The sequence below is a fragment of the Pseudomonas nitroreducens genome (genome assembly GCF_014204515.1).
Taxonomy (GTDB): domain Bacteria; phylum Pseudomonadota; class Gammaproteobacteria; order Pseudomonadales; family Pseudomonadaceae; genus Pseudomonas; species Pseudomonas nitritireducens_A.
The window spans coordinates 1-14,670 of record NZ_JACHLI010000034.1; the positions used below are offsets into that span (position 1 = coordinate 1).

The 14,670-nt window shown below is 61.3% G+C and carries 11 protein-coding genes and 1 pseudogene; all 12 read right to left on the reverse strand.

The window, feature by feature from the left end; genetic code table 11:
- Nucleotides 1-83 precede the first annotated feature (83 nt).
- Nucleotides 84-467: a GNAT family N-acetyltransferase gene (locus HNP46_RS29130; protein ID WP_184596079.1), complete on the reverse strand. Its 384-nt coding sequence runs from the start codon at nucleotides 465-467 to the stop codon at nucleotides 84-86.
- Nucleotides 468-613: 146 nt separating this feature from the next.
- Entirely contained in the window at nucleotides 614-1,261 is a 648-nt protein-coding gene (locus tag HNP46_RS29135) for a hypothetical protein (RefSeq protein WP_184596081.1), read from the reverse strand.
- A 614-nt stretch (nucleotides 1,262-1,875) separates the two neighbouring features.
- Nucleotides 1,876-2,139: a PAAR domain-containing protein gene (locus tag HNP46_RS29140; protein ID WP_184596082.1), complete on the reverse strand. Its 264-nt coding sequence runs from the start codon at nucleotides 2,137-2,139 to the stop codon at nucleotides 1,876-1,878.
- A 39-nt stretch (nucleotides 2,140-2,178) separates the two neighbouring features.
- Nucleotides 2,179-2,481, reverse strand: a complete 303-nt coding sequence (locus tag HNP46_RS29145; RefSeq protein ID WP_184596084.1) for a hypothetical protein — start codon at nucleotides 2,479-2,481, stop codon at nucleotides 2,179-2,181.
- A 91-nt stretch (nucleotides 2,482-2,572) separates the two neighbouring features.
- A pseudogene (locus HNP46_RS29150) lies at nucleotides 2,573-3,997 on the reverse strand (type VI lipase adapter Tla3 domain-containing protein); the annotation flags it as partial.
- Nucleotides 3,998-4,043: 46 nt separating this feature from the next.
- Nucleotides 4,044-5,639 (reverse strand): type VI lipase adapter Tla3 domain-containing protein, encoded by a 1,596-nt coding sequence (locus HNP46_RS29155; protein WP_311771850.1) that lies wholly within the window; start codon nucleotides 5,637-5,639, stop codon nucleotides 4,044-4,046.
- Entirely contained in the window at nucleotides 5,639-7,792 is a 2,154-nt protein-coding gene (locus HNP46_RS29160) for a T6SS effector phospholipase Tle3 domain-containing protein (protein ID WP_184596089.1), read from the reverse strand. Before HNP46_RS29160 ends, HNP46_RS29155 begins: the two co-directional genes overlap by 1 nt.
- The gene (locus HNP46_RS29165) at nucleotides 7,789-8,301 is read right to left on the reverse strand and encodes a hypothetical protein (RefSeq protein ID WP_184596090.1); all 513 of its coding nucleotides are present in this window, start codon (nucleotides 8,299-8,301) and stop codon (nucleotides 7,789-7,791) included. Before HNP46_RS29165 ends, HNP46_RS29160 begins: the two co-directional genes overlap by 4 nt.
- Nucleotides 8,298-8,681 (reverse strand): hypothetical protein, encoded by a 384-nt coding sequence (locus tag HNP46_RS29170; RefSeq protein WP_260403298.1) that lies wholly within the window; start codon nucleotides 8,679-8,681, stop codon nucleotides 8,298-8,300. The genes HNP46_RS29165 and HNP46_RS29170 overlap by 4 nt, the downstream gene beginning before the upstream one ends.
- Before the next feature lie 113 nt (nucleotides 8,682-8,794).
- Nucleotides 8,795-11,839, reverse strand: coding sequence for a type VI secretion system Vgr family protein (locus HNP46_RS29175; RefSeq protein ID WP_184596100.1), 3,045 nt, complete (start codon nucleotides 11,837-11,839; stop codon nucleotides 8,795-8,797).
- A 372-nt stretch (nucleotides 11,840-12,211) separates the two neighbouring features.
- Nucleotides 12,212-13,510 carry a glycosyltransferase gene (locus HNP46_RS29180; RefSeq protein WP_260403299.1) on the reverse strand — a complete coding sequence of 433 codons (1,299 nt, stop codon included), beginning with the start codon at nucleotides 13,508-13,510 and terminating at the stop codon, nucleotides 12,212-12,214.
- Nucleotides 13,511-13,596: 86 nt separating this feature from the next.
- Nucleotides 13,597-14,529: a GntR family transcriptional regulator gene (locus HNP46_RS29185; protein WP_184596102.1), complete on the reverse strand. Its 933-nt coding sequence runs from the start codon at nucleotides 14,527-14,529 to the stop codon at nucleotides 13,597-13,599.
- Nucleotides 14,530-14,670: the final 141 nt, after the last annotated feature.

A 14,670-nucleotide genomic window follows, 5' to 3' on the forward strand; every position in this document is an offset into this window, starting at 1 on the left:
TCGGTGGTCATGCTTGCGTCCGCAAGAAAAGTTGCGGACGCAATAGTCTCAACTGCGGGGTCAGGCACCCAGGACGCCGATTTTCACGCGCTTACGAAATGCTGGAAAGCGTGGCCGAGCATCAGCGTCTTCAGCTCGCGGTTGGTGGCGCCGCCCCAGTAGCGGTGGTTGATGAAGGTGAAGCCGATGCCGATGTCGGCCGGCAGGTCCGGCACCGGGTAGTAGCGCGAGCAGCCGATGGCTTCGCCGGTATGCCGGTCGAGGATCAGCAGGCAGCCGCCGGCCTGCACGAGAAACTGGAAGTAGGGCTCGAACACCTCACGGCGATAGCGCTCGGTGGCCGGGTGGCCGGCCCAGGTTTCCGGGGAGTTGGCGGCGGCGTACAGCCCGTCGAAATCATCGGCGCGCAGCGGGCGCAATTGCAGGGTGTCGCCGCGCAGGGTCGGCTGGTCATCGAAGGCGGTCATGCCGGGCTCCAGGTTGTGTGGAGCCCAGCTTAAGCGGCGATTGGTCTTTTGCAGAGAACCATTGCGGAGTGATTTGGCGGTGCCAAAGCGAGGCAGTTCAAGGATGTCGCACTCTTCAGTCATCAGGCGCCCGTTGGGCCATTGAGTCATTTACTTTTGGCGACTGCATAGCGCGCACGCTTTGGGGATTTGCGGTTGGACAGTCTGGACTTGTGAAAGCATTCGGAACACCAGCTGCCCTGGCGGACACTCTGCAATCCGCAGGACCACGAATGGCCTTGATGACAAAGCCAATGCCAGGGCTTTCGGTAGCCTGGGTAGGCTTGAGTCAGGCACAGACCTCCTTTTCCCGCCGCCAAGCGGCGCGCTTCCTCTACAACTTTCTCCAGACGCTGCGCCTTGGAGCACTGTGGGCACCAGTTCCCCGTGAGTGCATGCACACCAGATACCTCCCACTCATGACCTGCCGAGCAGCGAAACCGATACTGGCTTGTCACGCCCGTGTACTCCTGGCTTAGGCAGATGCCGCCTTTGATTTCCGCCAGTTTCTGGTATCTGGCCATCCCGGCCCTGTGCAGGTTGTTTCTGACTGCTCTCAAGCGCGCACATTCCGGGCACCAGCTTCCCAGCCGAACGATGGTGGCAGTGGTCTCCCACTCGTGGTCTTCGGCGCAGCGGAATCGGTAACGGTCGTCCACCAGGGTGTAGCGTTCGCTCAGGCATTCCCCACCGCGCTGCCTGGCCAACTGTTGCAGGCGAGCAATACCTTGCGGATGTTTTTGTCGGATCGACATGCGCGTTCGTGCGCACTCCGGGCACCAGGTTCTACTCAGAACCATACTGCCCTGAGCTTCCCATTCATGGCCCTGATCGCAGCGAAACCGGTATTGCCTTGCGCTGCCCAGGTACTCGGTCGCCAAGCACTCCCCGCCCTTTTTCCGAGCCACACCCTGCAAACGCTCCAGTCCATCGGAGGACAACAGCTTCTTGTTCCTCAACTGCCTGCGGCACTCGACACAATGGCAGTACACAGCAACCGCGGTTGACCCGGGACGCAGCCATTCATGCCCGGCGGGGCAGCGGAAACGGTGCAACGCTTTGGAGCCCAGCCAACCTTCCTCCAGGCATTCCACATCAGCCGCTTTGGCCGCGGCGAAAAGCGCCTGATCGCGTTCCAGCGACAGGCAAGCGGGGCAAAGTGAAACCCTGCCGTCCGCGACCGCTGCCCATTTATGCTGGAAGACATGCCCTTGCGAGCATGTGAATCGATACAAGGCCCCCGCACCGCGCCAGTCCTCATCCAGGCAAGTCCAACCGAGGCGTTGCAAGGCGAGGTTTATTCGCTGGAGGCGGGTGCCAGCGGGTTGCATCCTGGGCGGACGCTGCCCCGCAGGGGGGCCTGGCCTATTCAACTTTGTGCGTCGCCTTCAGGTGCACTGGCGATCAAGCTGGCGCCGCAGGCCGTCTTCATTCCATGCAGGGCGACAGCGATTCCGTCGACATCCAGCAGAGCGCTCCCTTGCGCAATCGGAAAGACGCCTTTGCACAGCGGGCACACCACCTGGTGACCGACGCCGGCCATGGGCTTGCCATTGAGATTGGTCTGGCCGAACGCCTGAATCACAGTGCCGCCATGGCTTGTGCTGTCGCCCAGCCGAATGATTTCTTGCATCGCAAACTCTCCAACTCGTCTGAAAATGAACTGCTCGATCTACCGAGCTCCCAGTCCCCCCAAGGCGGTGCCCAGCAGCAGGGCCAGGAGCAGGGCGATGCCGATCAGACATGACCAGATCACCGCCATGCCTGTGAGGAAGCCTTTCAACTGCTGCGGTCTGTTACGGCTCAGCAAGGCCGCGCCAGTTGCCGGTAAAGCCAGCCAGAGAAGAAAGATCGGTATGACCACTCCTGATGCCAGGTCTGTGCCCGACATCGTCGCCAGCCAGACCATTGCCTGAAACAGGCAAAGCGCCAGGGCGAGGCCCCAGCCTGCAAGCAGACTGCCTGGGGAAGTCATCGGTTTCGCCACTTGAATTGCCCCGTAGGCTGCCCATGCCTGCTGCTCATTGCTTAGCCCTGACCGCGAAGGCTGCCGAAGAATGGGCGAAGTCGCTGTCGGCGTTCTGCGGCATCAGGTTGACGGTGAAAGGGTCGTAGGAGGGCTTTTTGCCGGGAGTGGGGGCGGTGATGGCGATGATCGTGGCCTGGTCTTTGCGGCGCAGGGGCATGACTGCGCTGGTATCGCCGTTGAGGTAGCTGGCCATGGTCGCCAGGGCGATGCCGACGAAGGGCGAGGCGGCGCCGGTGTCGCCCAGGCGCTGGGTGAGGTCGTAGCTTTCTCTTGAGTCGAGCAGGTCCAGCGAACTGTGGGCCAGGCTCAGGGCCGGAGTGAGTTCGGCCAGCGGCGTGGCATTGAGGCCGCCGTCGTAGAACAGCCGGGCGGGTTGGGGCGTCAGCGATCCGGTGGCCTGCTTCCAGCCGCTGGCCAGTTGCGCATTCAGCGCATCGCGCTTGAGGCGCTCGCCGTTGTCGGGGCGGGTCAACGAAACGGTCACCGGGCGGTGCAGCTTGGCCAGCACCGGCATGGCATCCCACTGCTCGAAGGCGCGCTCGGTCCAGGGCTGCGGAATGAAGGTCGAGGGCTGGAACTCCACCGGCGGCTTGCGCCAGCCCCAACCACGGAACTCGGGGTCGATCTTGTTCTCGTTGACCTTGGTGTAGGGGGCGTAATAACGCAGCCACTCGACGCGTTCGGGGCGGCCCACGATCAGGGCGACCATTGAGTCTGTAAGTTCGCCCGGTTGCCGCGGACCTGTACCCACACCGATAGGCTTGGTTCCTTTCGCCATTAGTGACAAGGCCATATTGAATCCCTCACTGGCATAAACCAAAACGGCGGGAAGATCGGGGTTTCGCTCGAATAGTTGAAACAGGGACTCCAACACCCCTTCCGGGGTGTCATTGCAAACGATGCCATCTTGTATGTTACGAATCCGGTGCCAATGCAGCCCTGCCGGAGCCCGTAGATCATTAACCTTTACCGATAAGCTTCGTTTTGTTCTCTCTGGAGAGAATCGGAGGTTTGGTAATTCAGAGTTCCATCCTCGCACTACCGTCAAAGTCGGTATCGGCCACTTCTCTAGGAAGTTTTTTAGCCCTAACTCCAGTGCATCAGCCTTGCGCTTGTCGTACGCCATGTCCTTATCATCAGCGGTGACCGGGTACTTCTTCGGGTCCATTGGCAGAATGCTGCCTACATGCAGGGCCTCAGTCTGTGCAGTGTTCTGTTGCTGTAAGGTCTGCCAAATCTGCCCTTGACGAAAGACATCCAGACTCACACCAATGCTGAGTACATCCAATGTTTCTAGGTGTGGCGAAGTGGTTGGGGCTTGGTGCGTGTTGGACATGCTGGCCTGCCTGGACGAGGCATATGCGCTGATGGGTGTAGCTGGAGTGGTGAAACAGCGCATGGTCGACAAGGGCGTCTCGGCGGCGCAGAGCCAGGAACTGAACGGCAAGATGCTGGCGACCATACAGGCCGCCAATAACCGCCGCTTGCCAATGGTTCGAATGATCACCTTAAAGGTCATCCATCCAATCAGCTTTGGGCTTCATATCCGCCAGGAACTCTTCCAGGGCGTAATCCTTGCCGGCGGTTGGTTGCGCTCCGACCTTGAGGGGAGAGGCTACTGCCGGCGTGGATGCCGGGGTGGAAGTGTCGCTGCCAGCGTTCTGCGGCATCAGGTTGACGGTGAATGGGTCGTAGGAGGGCTTTTTGCCGGGGGTGGGCGAGGTGATGGCGATGATCGTGGCTTGGTCCTTGCGGCGCAGCGGCATGACCACGCTGGTATCGCCGTTGAGGTGGCTGGCCATGGTCGCCAGGGCGATGCCGACGAAGGGCGAGGCGGCGCCGGTGTCGCCCAGGCGCTGGGTGAGGTCGTAGCTTTCCCGGGAGTCGAGCAGGCCCAGCGAGCTGTGGGCCAGGCTAAGGGCCGGAGTGAGTTCGGCCAGCGGCGTGGCGTTGAGGCCGCCGTCGTAGAACAGCCGGGCGGGTTGGGGCGTCAGCGAGCCGGTGGCTTGCTTCCAGCCGCTGGCCAGTTGTGCAGTCAGCGCATCGCGCTTGAGGCGTTCGCCGCTGTCGGGGCGGGTCAACGAAACGGTCACCGGGCGGTGCAGCTTGGCCAGCACCGGCATGGCATCCCACTGCTCGAAGGCGCGCTCGGTCCAGGGCTGCGGAATGAAGGTCGAGGGCTGGAACTCCACCGGCGGCTTGCGCCAGCCCCAGCCGCGGAACTCGGGGTCGATCTTGTTATCGTTGACCTTGGTGTAAGGGGCGTAATAACGCAGCCAGTCGACGCGTTCGGGGCGGCCGACGATAAGGGCGATCATTGAATCTGTGAGCGTACCGGGGATGCGCGGACCTGAACCACCGCCCAAAGATTTCAATTTCACGTCCCGGCTAGATAATGACGCTGCCATGTTGAAACCTTCATTCACATAAATCAGTACTGCTGGCAGGTCAGGGTTGCGCTCAAATAACTGAAATAGTGATTCCACTACTCCCTCAGGGGTGTCATTGCAAACAATACCATCTTGAAGATTACGAATACGGTGCCAATGCAAGCCTGCCGGCGCTCGAAGGTCATTGACTTTTATCGAAAGGCTCTTTTGCGTTTCTTCAGGGGTAAAACGAAGATTCGGTGTATTGGGATTCCAGCCACGCACTACTGTCAGTGTGGGTATTGGCCACTTTTCAAGGAAATTCTTCAGACCCAACTCCAGTGCATCGGCTTTGCGCTTGTCGTAAGCCACATCCTTGTCATCTGCGGCCACCGGATACTTCTTCGGGTCCATGGGTAGGATGCTGCCTATATGCAAAGACTCCGTTTGTGCGGCGTTCTGTTGCTGTAGGGCTTGCCAGACCTGCCCTTGTCGAAAGACATCCAAGCTCACTCCGATGCTGAGCACATCCAGTGTTTCCAGTCGCGGTGAAGAGGTGGGGGCGTGATGCGGGTTATTGGACATACTGGCCTCCTTGGCCGAAGCGAAAGCGGTGGCGGAAGTCGCCGGGCTAGCAAAACAGCGCAGTGAGGACAAGGATGATTCAGCTGCAGGCAGCCACGGACTGTTCAATGCCAAGCCAGTAATAATCAGAGTTGAAAGCAGCGGGCGCATCAGATTGCACCTCCAGAACGTACAGGGACGTCATTGCGACGATCTCCAATAGTCTGTGTCGCCACTAGGGAGGGCAAGGTATTGCTCACCATCTGCGGGAACTCGCCACTCTTGTGATAAGTCACCGTGGCATCGATCAAATCATGGTTTGCGACGTCCGCCCGATAGAGTGCTGTCATCTCATTGTTGGGAGTATCTACCTCAGTATCTGACTGGCCATTAAATCCACCATCTTTGACTTCCCAATCCAACCTCCAATCCGCCACCCGGCACAGGTACTGATAGAACACGGCATCATCCACACTGTCGCCAGCACCGATGGCCAGGTCATAGGCCAGCACCTGGCGGCTGTGTTCCGGGTTATTGGGAATGGCGGAGTGGAAGGAGTTGGGCTCCTGGTGACCTGCGGCAGTCTGCAGGCGCAGACGTGCTTCGTAGGGCGTCTCCGCGCGGGTGACCAGCACCATGCCGTTGCCCAGGTCGCGGGCGGAGAAGACGTGGGTCTGCTGGGCGATGTCCTTGCCCTCATTGAGCGCGCGCTCGACGCTGCTCGGGTCGCGGCCGTACTTGTAGGCCAGCGGCAGGTCGATCGACTGCGAGACGGCGTTGCGGGTGCTTTTCTCCTTCCACCCGCCATTGGCGACACCGATGGCCGCATCGATGGGGTCGAGGGTGTCGAGCACCTGGTAGACGCCGCTGGCAGAGCCTGCCCCAGGGGCGGTCACGGTGCCGATATTGTCGAAATTGGCTTCTGCCGGTATTGGCAGCAAAGGTGCAGTGAGCATCACGGTTTCACCCGCTGACAGGCCGGCACGTGCGACAGGCAGCTTCTGTGAAAACGGAAGGAGGGTGTCCTCCCAGGTTGCCTCACCGGATTGGAGCAAGGGATAAACATAAGGCGGGGTGTGCAGACCGATCTTTTCTTTCTCCCCATTGCGCTTGCGCAAGGTGAAAATTCGCTGATAGAAGCGTTGCGGCAAGCTGGTTCTGGCGGGAAGGCCTTTTACCTGATCGCCGACTCCGCGCCAGCCGATGCCTTGTACGTTGGCTAGCCCGACGATCTGGTCCTGCGGGGTGAAGTACAGGTAGGCGCAGCCGCGGTTGTCGCGCTCATCGAAGCTGACCTTCTCTGCACCGATGCTGGCGGTACTGCCTTGGCTGCCTGTCCAGCCGGCGCCACCGATAGCGCCGTAGCCCTGGCAGTTCTTCAGCGCGATGCTGGACAGCGCGGGATTCATGTTGGGCCTGGCGCAGATGTAGTCGAGGATGCCGGTCAGCGTGGTCAGCCGAGCCTGGGTGGTTTGCTGGGTATTGAACCCCTGGAGTTTTTCGGTGAAGGGCTCGAACAGGCTGTAGGGCGAGTTGAGCATCACCACGCCGTCCGCCGGGGCTACGCCATCGTCCTTGAGGAAGGCGTGAGCGAGCAGAGACAGCAGGGTGCCCTGACTATGGCCAACGACGTTGATGGTGTCGTTGGGGTAGCGCTTGCGGATGATCTTGATCAGCATGGCCAGGCGCTTGGCGGCAAGGATCATGTACTTGCGCCCGGCGGCGGAGAACAGCGGGTGGGTCATGGTGCCGCCGATCGCGTTCAGCGAAATGATGCCGAACAGTTTGCCGTTGAAGCCCTTGCCCCACATGTCCGGCAGGTTGGTGGTGGCATTGGCGAACTGTCCACCTTCCTTGGTGCCGGCCTTGTCCAGGCGGTTGCGGTTGCGGTCCAGCCATTCGCCGTGGGGCTTGGTTTTCTGGATGTGTTCTTCTTCTTCTCGAAAGCCCCAGTAGAAGGGCACGACCACACTGCGGGTGGACTTGCCGTCGCTGCCGGCACTGAATTTGCGCCGGTAGTAGACGGCGTCAGGGTTCTCGGCCTTGCCCTGGTCATCGGACGGCACACTGTAGCTGGCCGGGATGAGGTAACCGGGGTTGCCTTGCCCGTTCGGCAGGGTGGCGGGAATGTCGAGCCGCTCATTCAAGCCCTGGCACAGGCCACGCTCCAGGCGCTCGTAACAGCCGGCGAGGTCGTTGACACCATGCACGACGATGGTGATGCAGGGTTTGGGCGGCGGTGGAATCAGGTGTACATCGCCGCCCTTGGGCAGGGTGATGGCTTCGGCCGAGCAGATGGTCCGTGCCTGAACGGCGTCGTTCATGGTGTTGCTCCTTGTTGGTCTTCGGCGTTTTGTCTTGCCAAACAGGCGGCAGCACCAAGAAGCTTCCACGCGTCGGCGCTACCTTCCAGGCAAAACGCTGCACTCGTGTTTGAAACCGTCTGCTTGTGCCAACGGCTGCGCTCGTTGAAAGAGATGTCCAGGACGTAACTGCCACCTGGCTGCAATGCCTCGGGAACCCACGCATTGACCGAGCTGCCCGAATATTTTCCGAGAATTTCGAGCTTGGGCTCTTGCCATCCCTTGGGAAACTCGACGTCCCAAAGAGTCCGGTAGCAATGGCTTCCGGTTCGTCGGCAGAGAAATACGCGAGTGATTTCCGAGTTGCGCGTATCAGCCAGTAACGGCTGCAAATCGGCTACGAGATGCGTCCCCTGAATCAGTATCGGAATTTCCGGGGGCAACTTGGGCGTGGCCTGTGCTGCAGGAAAAGCCAAGGTAGCAAGCAGTGGCAGCCAGCATCGGGGATCGATGCTCAAAGCGTTGCTCATGGCATCGTTCCTTGTTGCGCTTCAGCGTTCCGTCTCGCCAGACAAGTGGCGTTGTCGAGTAGTTGCCAACTTTCGGTGTTACCTTCCAGGCAAAACTCAAGGTAGGTGCTGGAGACTGTCTGCTTGTTCCAGCGGCTGCGCTCATTGAAGAAAATCCCCAAGTTGTAGCTGCCCCCCGCCTGAAGGCCGTTGGGCAATCGTGTAACGACAGTGGAGCCTGGGTATTGCGCCAGCAATTCGAGGCGAGGCTCGATCCACCCTTTGGGCAGATTGATTTCCCAGATGTGCTGGTAGCATCGACTACCGCTTCGGCGGCAGAGAAATACGCGAGTGATCTCCACGTTGTTGGTTTCGTCAATCAGCGGACGCAGATTGACCACTATATGTTTCCCCTCAATCTGCAGAGGCAGTTTTGGCGGGAGCCGGGACGTGGCATGAGCGGCAGGTATTGTCAAAGCGGCAACAAGCAGCAGGAAGTATCGAATACACATGGTTAATACCCCGCCGGGAAATTACCTAGAGTCGCCTGAAGTTTGATGGCGCCGTTGGTGTCACCCTGGCTTTTGGCCCAGAAATAATCCCTCACGATGTCTCCCTGTTGTTCGATGTTGTAGTCCTTGAGTGTCTTCCCGAACTCCAATTGGTAAGCGTACTGATTGCCCACCAGGAATTGTTTTGCCTGTTGATACGCGCCTACCAGCAGGACGTTGACGCCGTGCTGGTGTTGCCAGACATGGGTCATCTCGTGAATGAACAGCCCCTGGTTATCAAGACTCTCAAGGCTCCAGTCCGCCACGCCACGCAAGTTCTCGCCGAAGTAGATATGCCCATTGGGTGCCATGACGTAGTTCTTGCCCTGCCAGGGCAGATAGTCCTCATCCCGCAGGCGTACCTGCGAGTAGTCGATGGAGCTTGCAAATACGCTTTGCGCCAGGGCGATTTCTCCGGGGGTAAGTGCCCGGCCGGCGTCGGGGGCGGGGCCCTCCAGCACCTTGCCGACGAGTGCCGCGACGCCTGCCGCCGCGACGGCGGCCACCGGCAGTTTCGAGTGCTTCATGTTCACCTTGGCGATGCTCATGGCGTCCTTCTGCAGGACCTGGGTTGCGCCCTGGGCATCGGTCATGCCTTCGACGACTTCGCCGTTGCCCAGGGTGATGCTGTAGGGCACGTTGGGCATGGGGGTTTCCCCATCCATCTGTTTCAGGACGAAGCGCCGTTGCGTATCGCCCACATCGAAGGCTGGCAGTTCAGCTTCCAGGCTGGTCGGTGCCAGATGGCTGTGCTTGGCGGCCTTGACGATGAAGTTGCCGGGCATACCCAGTTCGATGTTGCCGCCCTTGAGGGTGAGGTAGGCACCACCGCACATCAGGGTGATGTGCTCTTTGGCCGAGACCATGACGTGCTGCTGGCTGGCACTGACTTCGACACTCTGCTCGGCCTGCAGGCGGATGTCGTTGTGCTGGGCCTGCAACAGCAGTTGCCCCTGGTGGGCGATGTGGCGCATTTCACCGCTCTGGGCGAACAGCCCCAGCTCGGTGCCGGCGTTGAGCACCAGTTTCTGTCCGGCGGTGAGCTGCTGGTTCTGCTGGGCGACGCTATCGATGTGTTCGCCGGCAGCGAGGGTAATCGACAGCGGAGAGCCGGCGGCGATACCGGCGGGGCCGCTCAAGGCGATGGCCGGCTTGCCGCCGATGCCTTTGCCGGCTTCGTCGTTGGCGCCATGGCCGAGGCTGGTAACGGCTTCAGTGAGGGCCTTCTGCGGCTCGGCGTCATGGCCGATGCCCTGGTGTTCGCCGGCATAGTCGCCGAGGTTTTTCGCCAGATGCAGGGCCGCTTCAAGCACCTGCACCACCACGCCGCGATCCAGGTGCCCGCCACTGGCCTTGAGCTGTTCCTCGGTGCTCAGCAGCAGACCTTTGGCCGCTCGTAGTGCACCGTGCTCGTCGGTGCGCAACTCGAAGCCTTCACCGCGCGGAGCTCCACCGTCAGGGCGTGGATGGGTGAGATAACCAATGTGCAGATGGGTGTCGCCGTGGTCGCTCATCAGGGCGGCGCTGATCTGCGCGGTGGTGTCGTCGATGCGCAGCTCGCTGGCGCGGTTGCCCTTGTACTCTTTGCTCTTGATGGTGCTGAGAATCTTGTGGTCGGGCAGGGCGTAGGGGACCGGGTTGGTGGCGCGGTAGGTTCTTCCGGTGATGATCGGCTGGTCACAATCGCCGTCCAGTGCGCTGACGATTACCTCCTGGCCGATGCGCGGAATGGCCATATGGCCCCAGTTGGCGCCGGCCCAGTTCTGCGCGACACGCACCCAGCAGGAGCTGAACTCGTCGTTCTGGCCGAGGCGGTCCCAGGGGAACTGGATCTTCACCCTGGACCATTCGTCCGTGAAGATTTCCTCGCCCTCGGGCCCCACCACCGTGGCGATCTGCGGCCCGTCGATGCGAGGCTTGGGCAGTGGCGCGGCGCGCCATTCGACGTCTTCGGCCACTACCTCGGCGGTGTAGTCGTAGGTGACGCCCTGGTCCGAGTAGGCGGCTTCGTCTTCCTGGCTGGTGTGCTGCACGCCCTTGTGGATGATGCGCACGGGGCGCCACCAGGTGTTGAAGTCGTCGCGTGGGTGGCCGATGAGCTGGAAGGAGTGGCCCGGTAGCAGGCGGGGGTCGTCGCCTTCGATCACTGCGATCTGGGCGTCCCGGCGGTGGCCCTGTAGGCGATTGCGCGTGAACGGCTTGCCGGCGGCGCTGGCCTTGTAGCGGCCGGGGTAGTCATAACGCTCGTAATTCTCACCCTGGTTGTGGAGGTCGTCGCCGCGGCTGTTCTGCTCCTGGGTGGAGGTGGGCCGCTTGAAGGTGTAGTCGCGTTGAGTCTGTTGGGCCGTGCGGACGTTTTCGGTGTAGCTGAAGCGGTAGATGACCGGCTCGGGGTTGTCGCCAGCAGGTTGTGCGTTGAACTGCACCGGGCCGCCGGGAATGCGTGGCTGCACATAGAGTTTGTCGCTGTGGTGCAGGAGGTGGGTCTGCTCGTCGAAGGTGTACCAGCTGACGATGCCTTCCTCGCGTAGCAAGCGCTCCAAAAAATAGGCGTCGGTATCGCCAGCCTGAACGCAGTACTCGCGCGGCAGGTGTTCAAGGTGCAGGTTGGGTTCGTAGTGCAGGATGCCGTGTTCGGCGAGCGAGGCCTGGACAATCTCCGGCACGCTCTTGTTCTGGTACACGCGCCAGTCGGAGCTGAGTTTCAGGCGTGCGGCCTGTGGCTCGATCACCGCCCGGTAGCGGGTGCGGACGAAGCCGGTGGTGCCTTGGGTAAAGCTGGAAACCACGCCATGAACGTGGCGCACCGCGCTGGTGCCTTGCCAGACGGTCAGCAGGGCCGGACGGTCGAGAATCTCGCTGAAGTCGATCTGGCTCTGGCGGCTGGCCAGCTCAATGGTGAGGCAAAATGGCTCGTTAAGAGTTTCTTCGAGTTCAAACTGGATAACCTCGAATTCCACCCGGCTGGAAAAAATGGAGAACGTAAGTTTCAGATCCCTTTGCCGCATATGCCGCTCCCAGGCAGGAATTGAATGAGCCGGCGTCTGACCGGCTAACGAATGTCTTCAACGGGAGTAGCGTACGACACTTGTACTGCGCAACTTTTTGCGCACTTAGCCTAAAATTCGTGGCAATCAGTTGATTTATATTGAGTTTAAAATTTTGTATTAAATTGTTTCTGAATTTTAATGGTGGGGCTTCTTGCGGAGAATATGGAGCTTATTAAGTTATGGGTTGGGCTTCTTATTTCTTCGGACAGTTCTCTGCTTAGTTTCCGATAAAATTTGAAGAATTCTCTGTAATAAGGGCAGGGCCGCATGCGGCGTGCTCTGATCAAGCATTACCTTTGCGTCTGACAGCCTTGGTGCAGGGTTCAACGCCTAGTTGGTGCAGATGCCCAGGATCGCCCGCGCTGCGGCTTCGGTGCCGCGCGACGCCTGCATCTGTTCGCGCACGGCGCTCAGGCGTTGTGCCATGGCCTGGTCGGCGAGCAGTTCGGCGAGTGCTGTAGGCAGCGCTGCCAGCGGCTTCTCGAAGCGCGGCAGGTAGCGCGCCACGCCCACTTCGTCGGCGCGCCGGGCGTTGTCGTGGCCGTCCCAGCAGTAGGGGATGATCACTGACGGCAGGCCGAAATACAGGGCCTCGCAGAAGCTGTTGTTGCCGCCGTGGTGGATGAACAGCTGGCATTCGCGCAGCACCGCCGGCTGCGGGTACCAGCTGTCGAGGTAGACGTTGTCCGGCACCGTGTCGTAGTGCTCGCGGTAGGCGCCGACGTTGATCAGGAAGCGGTAGGGTAGTTGCGCCACGGCGTCGATCAGCTGCTTCATCATCGCCACATCGGCGGCTCCCAGGCTGCCGAAGCTCACGTAGATGAGTGGTGCGTCGTCATGCCGGGGGAACTGCGGTGGGATGTAGGGCGCCTCGCTGCGCACGCAGCCGTCCAGGTACAGGAAGCGTTCGGCCGGCAGCGGTTGCTCGCGCTCGTAGCGCACCGGAGTCGGCGACAGCAGCAGGTTGAGCCAGGGCGAGTCCTCGAGGAACTGGCCGGCGGGCAGGGCGGGGTGGCCGCACTCGGCGAGAAAACGGGCGAAGCGCTCATGTGCCGGCTTCGTCGCCTGCAGGTAGTGCTCGCGGTAGCTCGCGGAGGCCTGCGCATCGCTGCTGCTGGCGCCGGAGAGGTAGGGCGGCACGGCGGCGTCGGGCAGCTCGGTTTCTGCGCAGGAGACCATGCGCACCCAGGGGCAGCCGGCGGCGGCGATGGCCGGGAAGCTGACCACGTTGTCCAGCACGATGGCATCGGGCTTGAGCCGGGCGAGCAGCTGCTGCAGCGGTTTTTCCGACTCGATGGCGGTGTCGATGATGGCTTCCCAGGCCGGCGCCACGTAGCTGTCGATCTGCGCCAGGGGCGGCTGGTCGAAGTACGGCACGTTGCGCTCGATGAAGCGCTCCCAGTAGTGCTGGTGGTCGGCGGCGGACAGCGGAGAGTCCAGTTGCAGCGGGTACTCGGCGAATCCGTACTCGGCGAAGATGCCCTGGAAATGCGCATGGCAGATGAACACCGGGCGCGCGCCGAGTTCGCGCAGGGCCTGGGCGATGCCGATGCAGTTCAGCGCGGCGCCGAAGCTGGCCTCGGGGAAGAAGGCGATGGTTCTTGTTCTTTGCGGCATTCTTTGCGACATGGGCACATCCGGGTGTAGCTCACGGGCACTGCGTGAAACTGATACTGCATTTTTTCGTTAAAAAAAACACCGTGGTGTAAAAATAATCAGCGACGGCCCATGGCGAACGACTGCGGAATCCCGCGGTTGGCGGTCTGCGGACGCTGTGCGAAGGACAGCCGCAGGTGCAGGCGCATCAGGTCGGCGGCGACTTCCAGCTGGCCGCGCTCGACCTGCTCGATGATCCGCAGGTGCTCGCGCAAGGCTTCCTGCAGGCGGTGCACGCTGACCATCGGCAGCAGGTTGGGCAGGCGACGCAGACGCTGGTGCTGCAGCAGGGCATCGCCGATGAAGCGGTTGCCGCAGCCCTGGGCGATCAGCTCGTGGAAGCCGATGTCCAGCTCGCGGAACTGCGCCACGTCGAAGCGCTCGATGGGCGCGCCGAGCAGTTCCTCCATGGCGCCGCGCAGCAGGGCGAGGCGCGCCAGGTCGGGTTCGAAGCCGGGCGCGAGCAGCGCTTCCGGCTCCAGGATCAGGCGGTAGCGCAGGCTGTCTTCCAGTGCCGCGAGGTTGTTCAGCAACGGGCGGAACGACCAGCTCTGTCCGGCGCCGCGCTCCAGTACCTGGTCTTCGCTGAGCTGCGCGAGCACCTTCTGCGCGGCGGCGCGGCCGATGTCGTAGCGGCGCATCAGTTCGCTCGCACTGAGGCTGTTGCCCAGCCGGCCGGCCATGCGGTCGCGCAGCACTGAGGCAGCCAGTGCTTCCTCCTCCGCCTGGGGCAGGGCAGGGCCGAGCACCTGGGCGGAAGGGTCGGCGGTCAGGTGATAGCCCTTGCCCGGTTCGTGGGCCACCAATTGCTGCTCCAGCAGCAGGTCCAGCCCGGCGCGGATCAGCGTGCGCGATACGCCGAAAGTGCGCGCCAGCTGTTGTTCGGAGAGTGCGTCGCCTGCGCCCAGCCCGCTGTCCTGGGCGTGCTCGATGACGCGCCGGGCGAGTTCCAGGTGGTTGGTACGCGGTTTTTTCTCAGTGACGTTGCTCAAGCCGATGCTCTCCAGCGGGCCCGTGGCACGGGGCGAGCCCCTTATGCCACAGCGTGGGTGGTCCAACAAGAATGCAAGAAATGGTTGACTTCGCCAGTGGTTCGGTTTTTTTTTTGAAAAAAAGACATGTAGTACGCTTTT

What these genes read in the sequence shown, in the direction of transcription:
- HNP46_RS29130 (WP_184596079.1), bottom strand. Translation starts at nt 467, where the DNA reads ATGACCGCCTTCGATGACCAGCCGACCCTGCGCGGCGACACCCTGCAA.
- HNP46_RS29160 (WP_184596089.1), bottom strand. Translation starts at nt 7,792, where the DNA reads ATGAACGACGCCGTTCAGGCACGGACCATCTGCTCGGCCGAAGCCATC.
- HNP46_RS29165 (WP_184596090.1), bottom strand. Translation starts at nt 8,301, where the DNA reads ATGAGCAACGCTTTGAGCATCGATCCCCGATGCTGGCTGCCACTGCTT.
- HNP46_RS29135 (WP_184596081.1), bottom strand. Translation starts at nt 1,261, where the DNA reads ATGTCGATCCGACAAAAACATCCGCAAGGTATTGCTCGCCTGCAACAG.
- HNP46_RS29155 (WP_311771850.1), bottom strand. Translation starts at nt 5,639, where the DNA reads ATGCGCCCGCTGCTTTCAACTCTGATTATTACTGGCTTGGCATTGAAC.
- HNP46_RS29145 (WP_184596084.1), bottom strand. Translation starts at nt 2,481, where the DNA reads ATGACTTCCCCAGGCAGTCTGCTTGCAGGCTGGGGCCTCGCCCTGGCG.
- HNP46_RS29175 (WP_184596100.1), bottom strand. Translation starts at nt 11,839, where the DNA reads ATGCGGCAAAGGGATCTGAAACTTACGTTCTCCATTTTTTCCAGCCGG.
- HNP46_RS29180 (WP_260403299.1), bottom strand. Translation starts at nt 13,510, where the DNA reads ATGTCGCAAAGAATGCCGCAAAGAACAAGAACCATCGCCTTCTTCCCC.
- HNP46_RS29140 (WP_184596082.1), bottom strand. Translation starts at nt 2,139, where the DNA reads ATGCAAGAAATCATTCGGCTGGGCGACAGCACAAGCCATGGCGGCACT.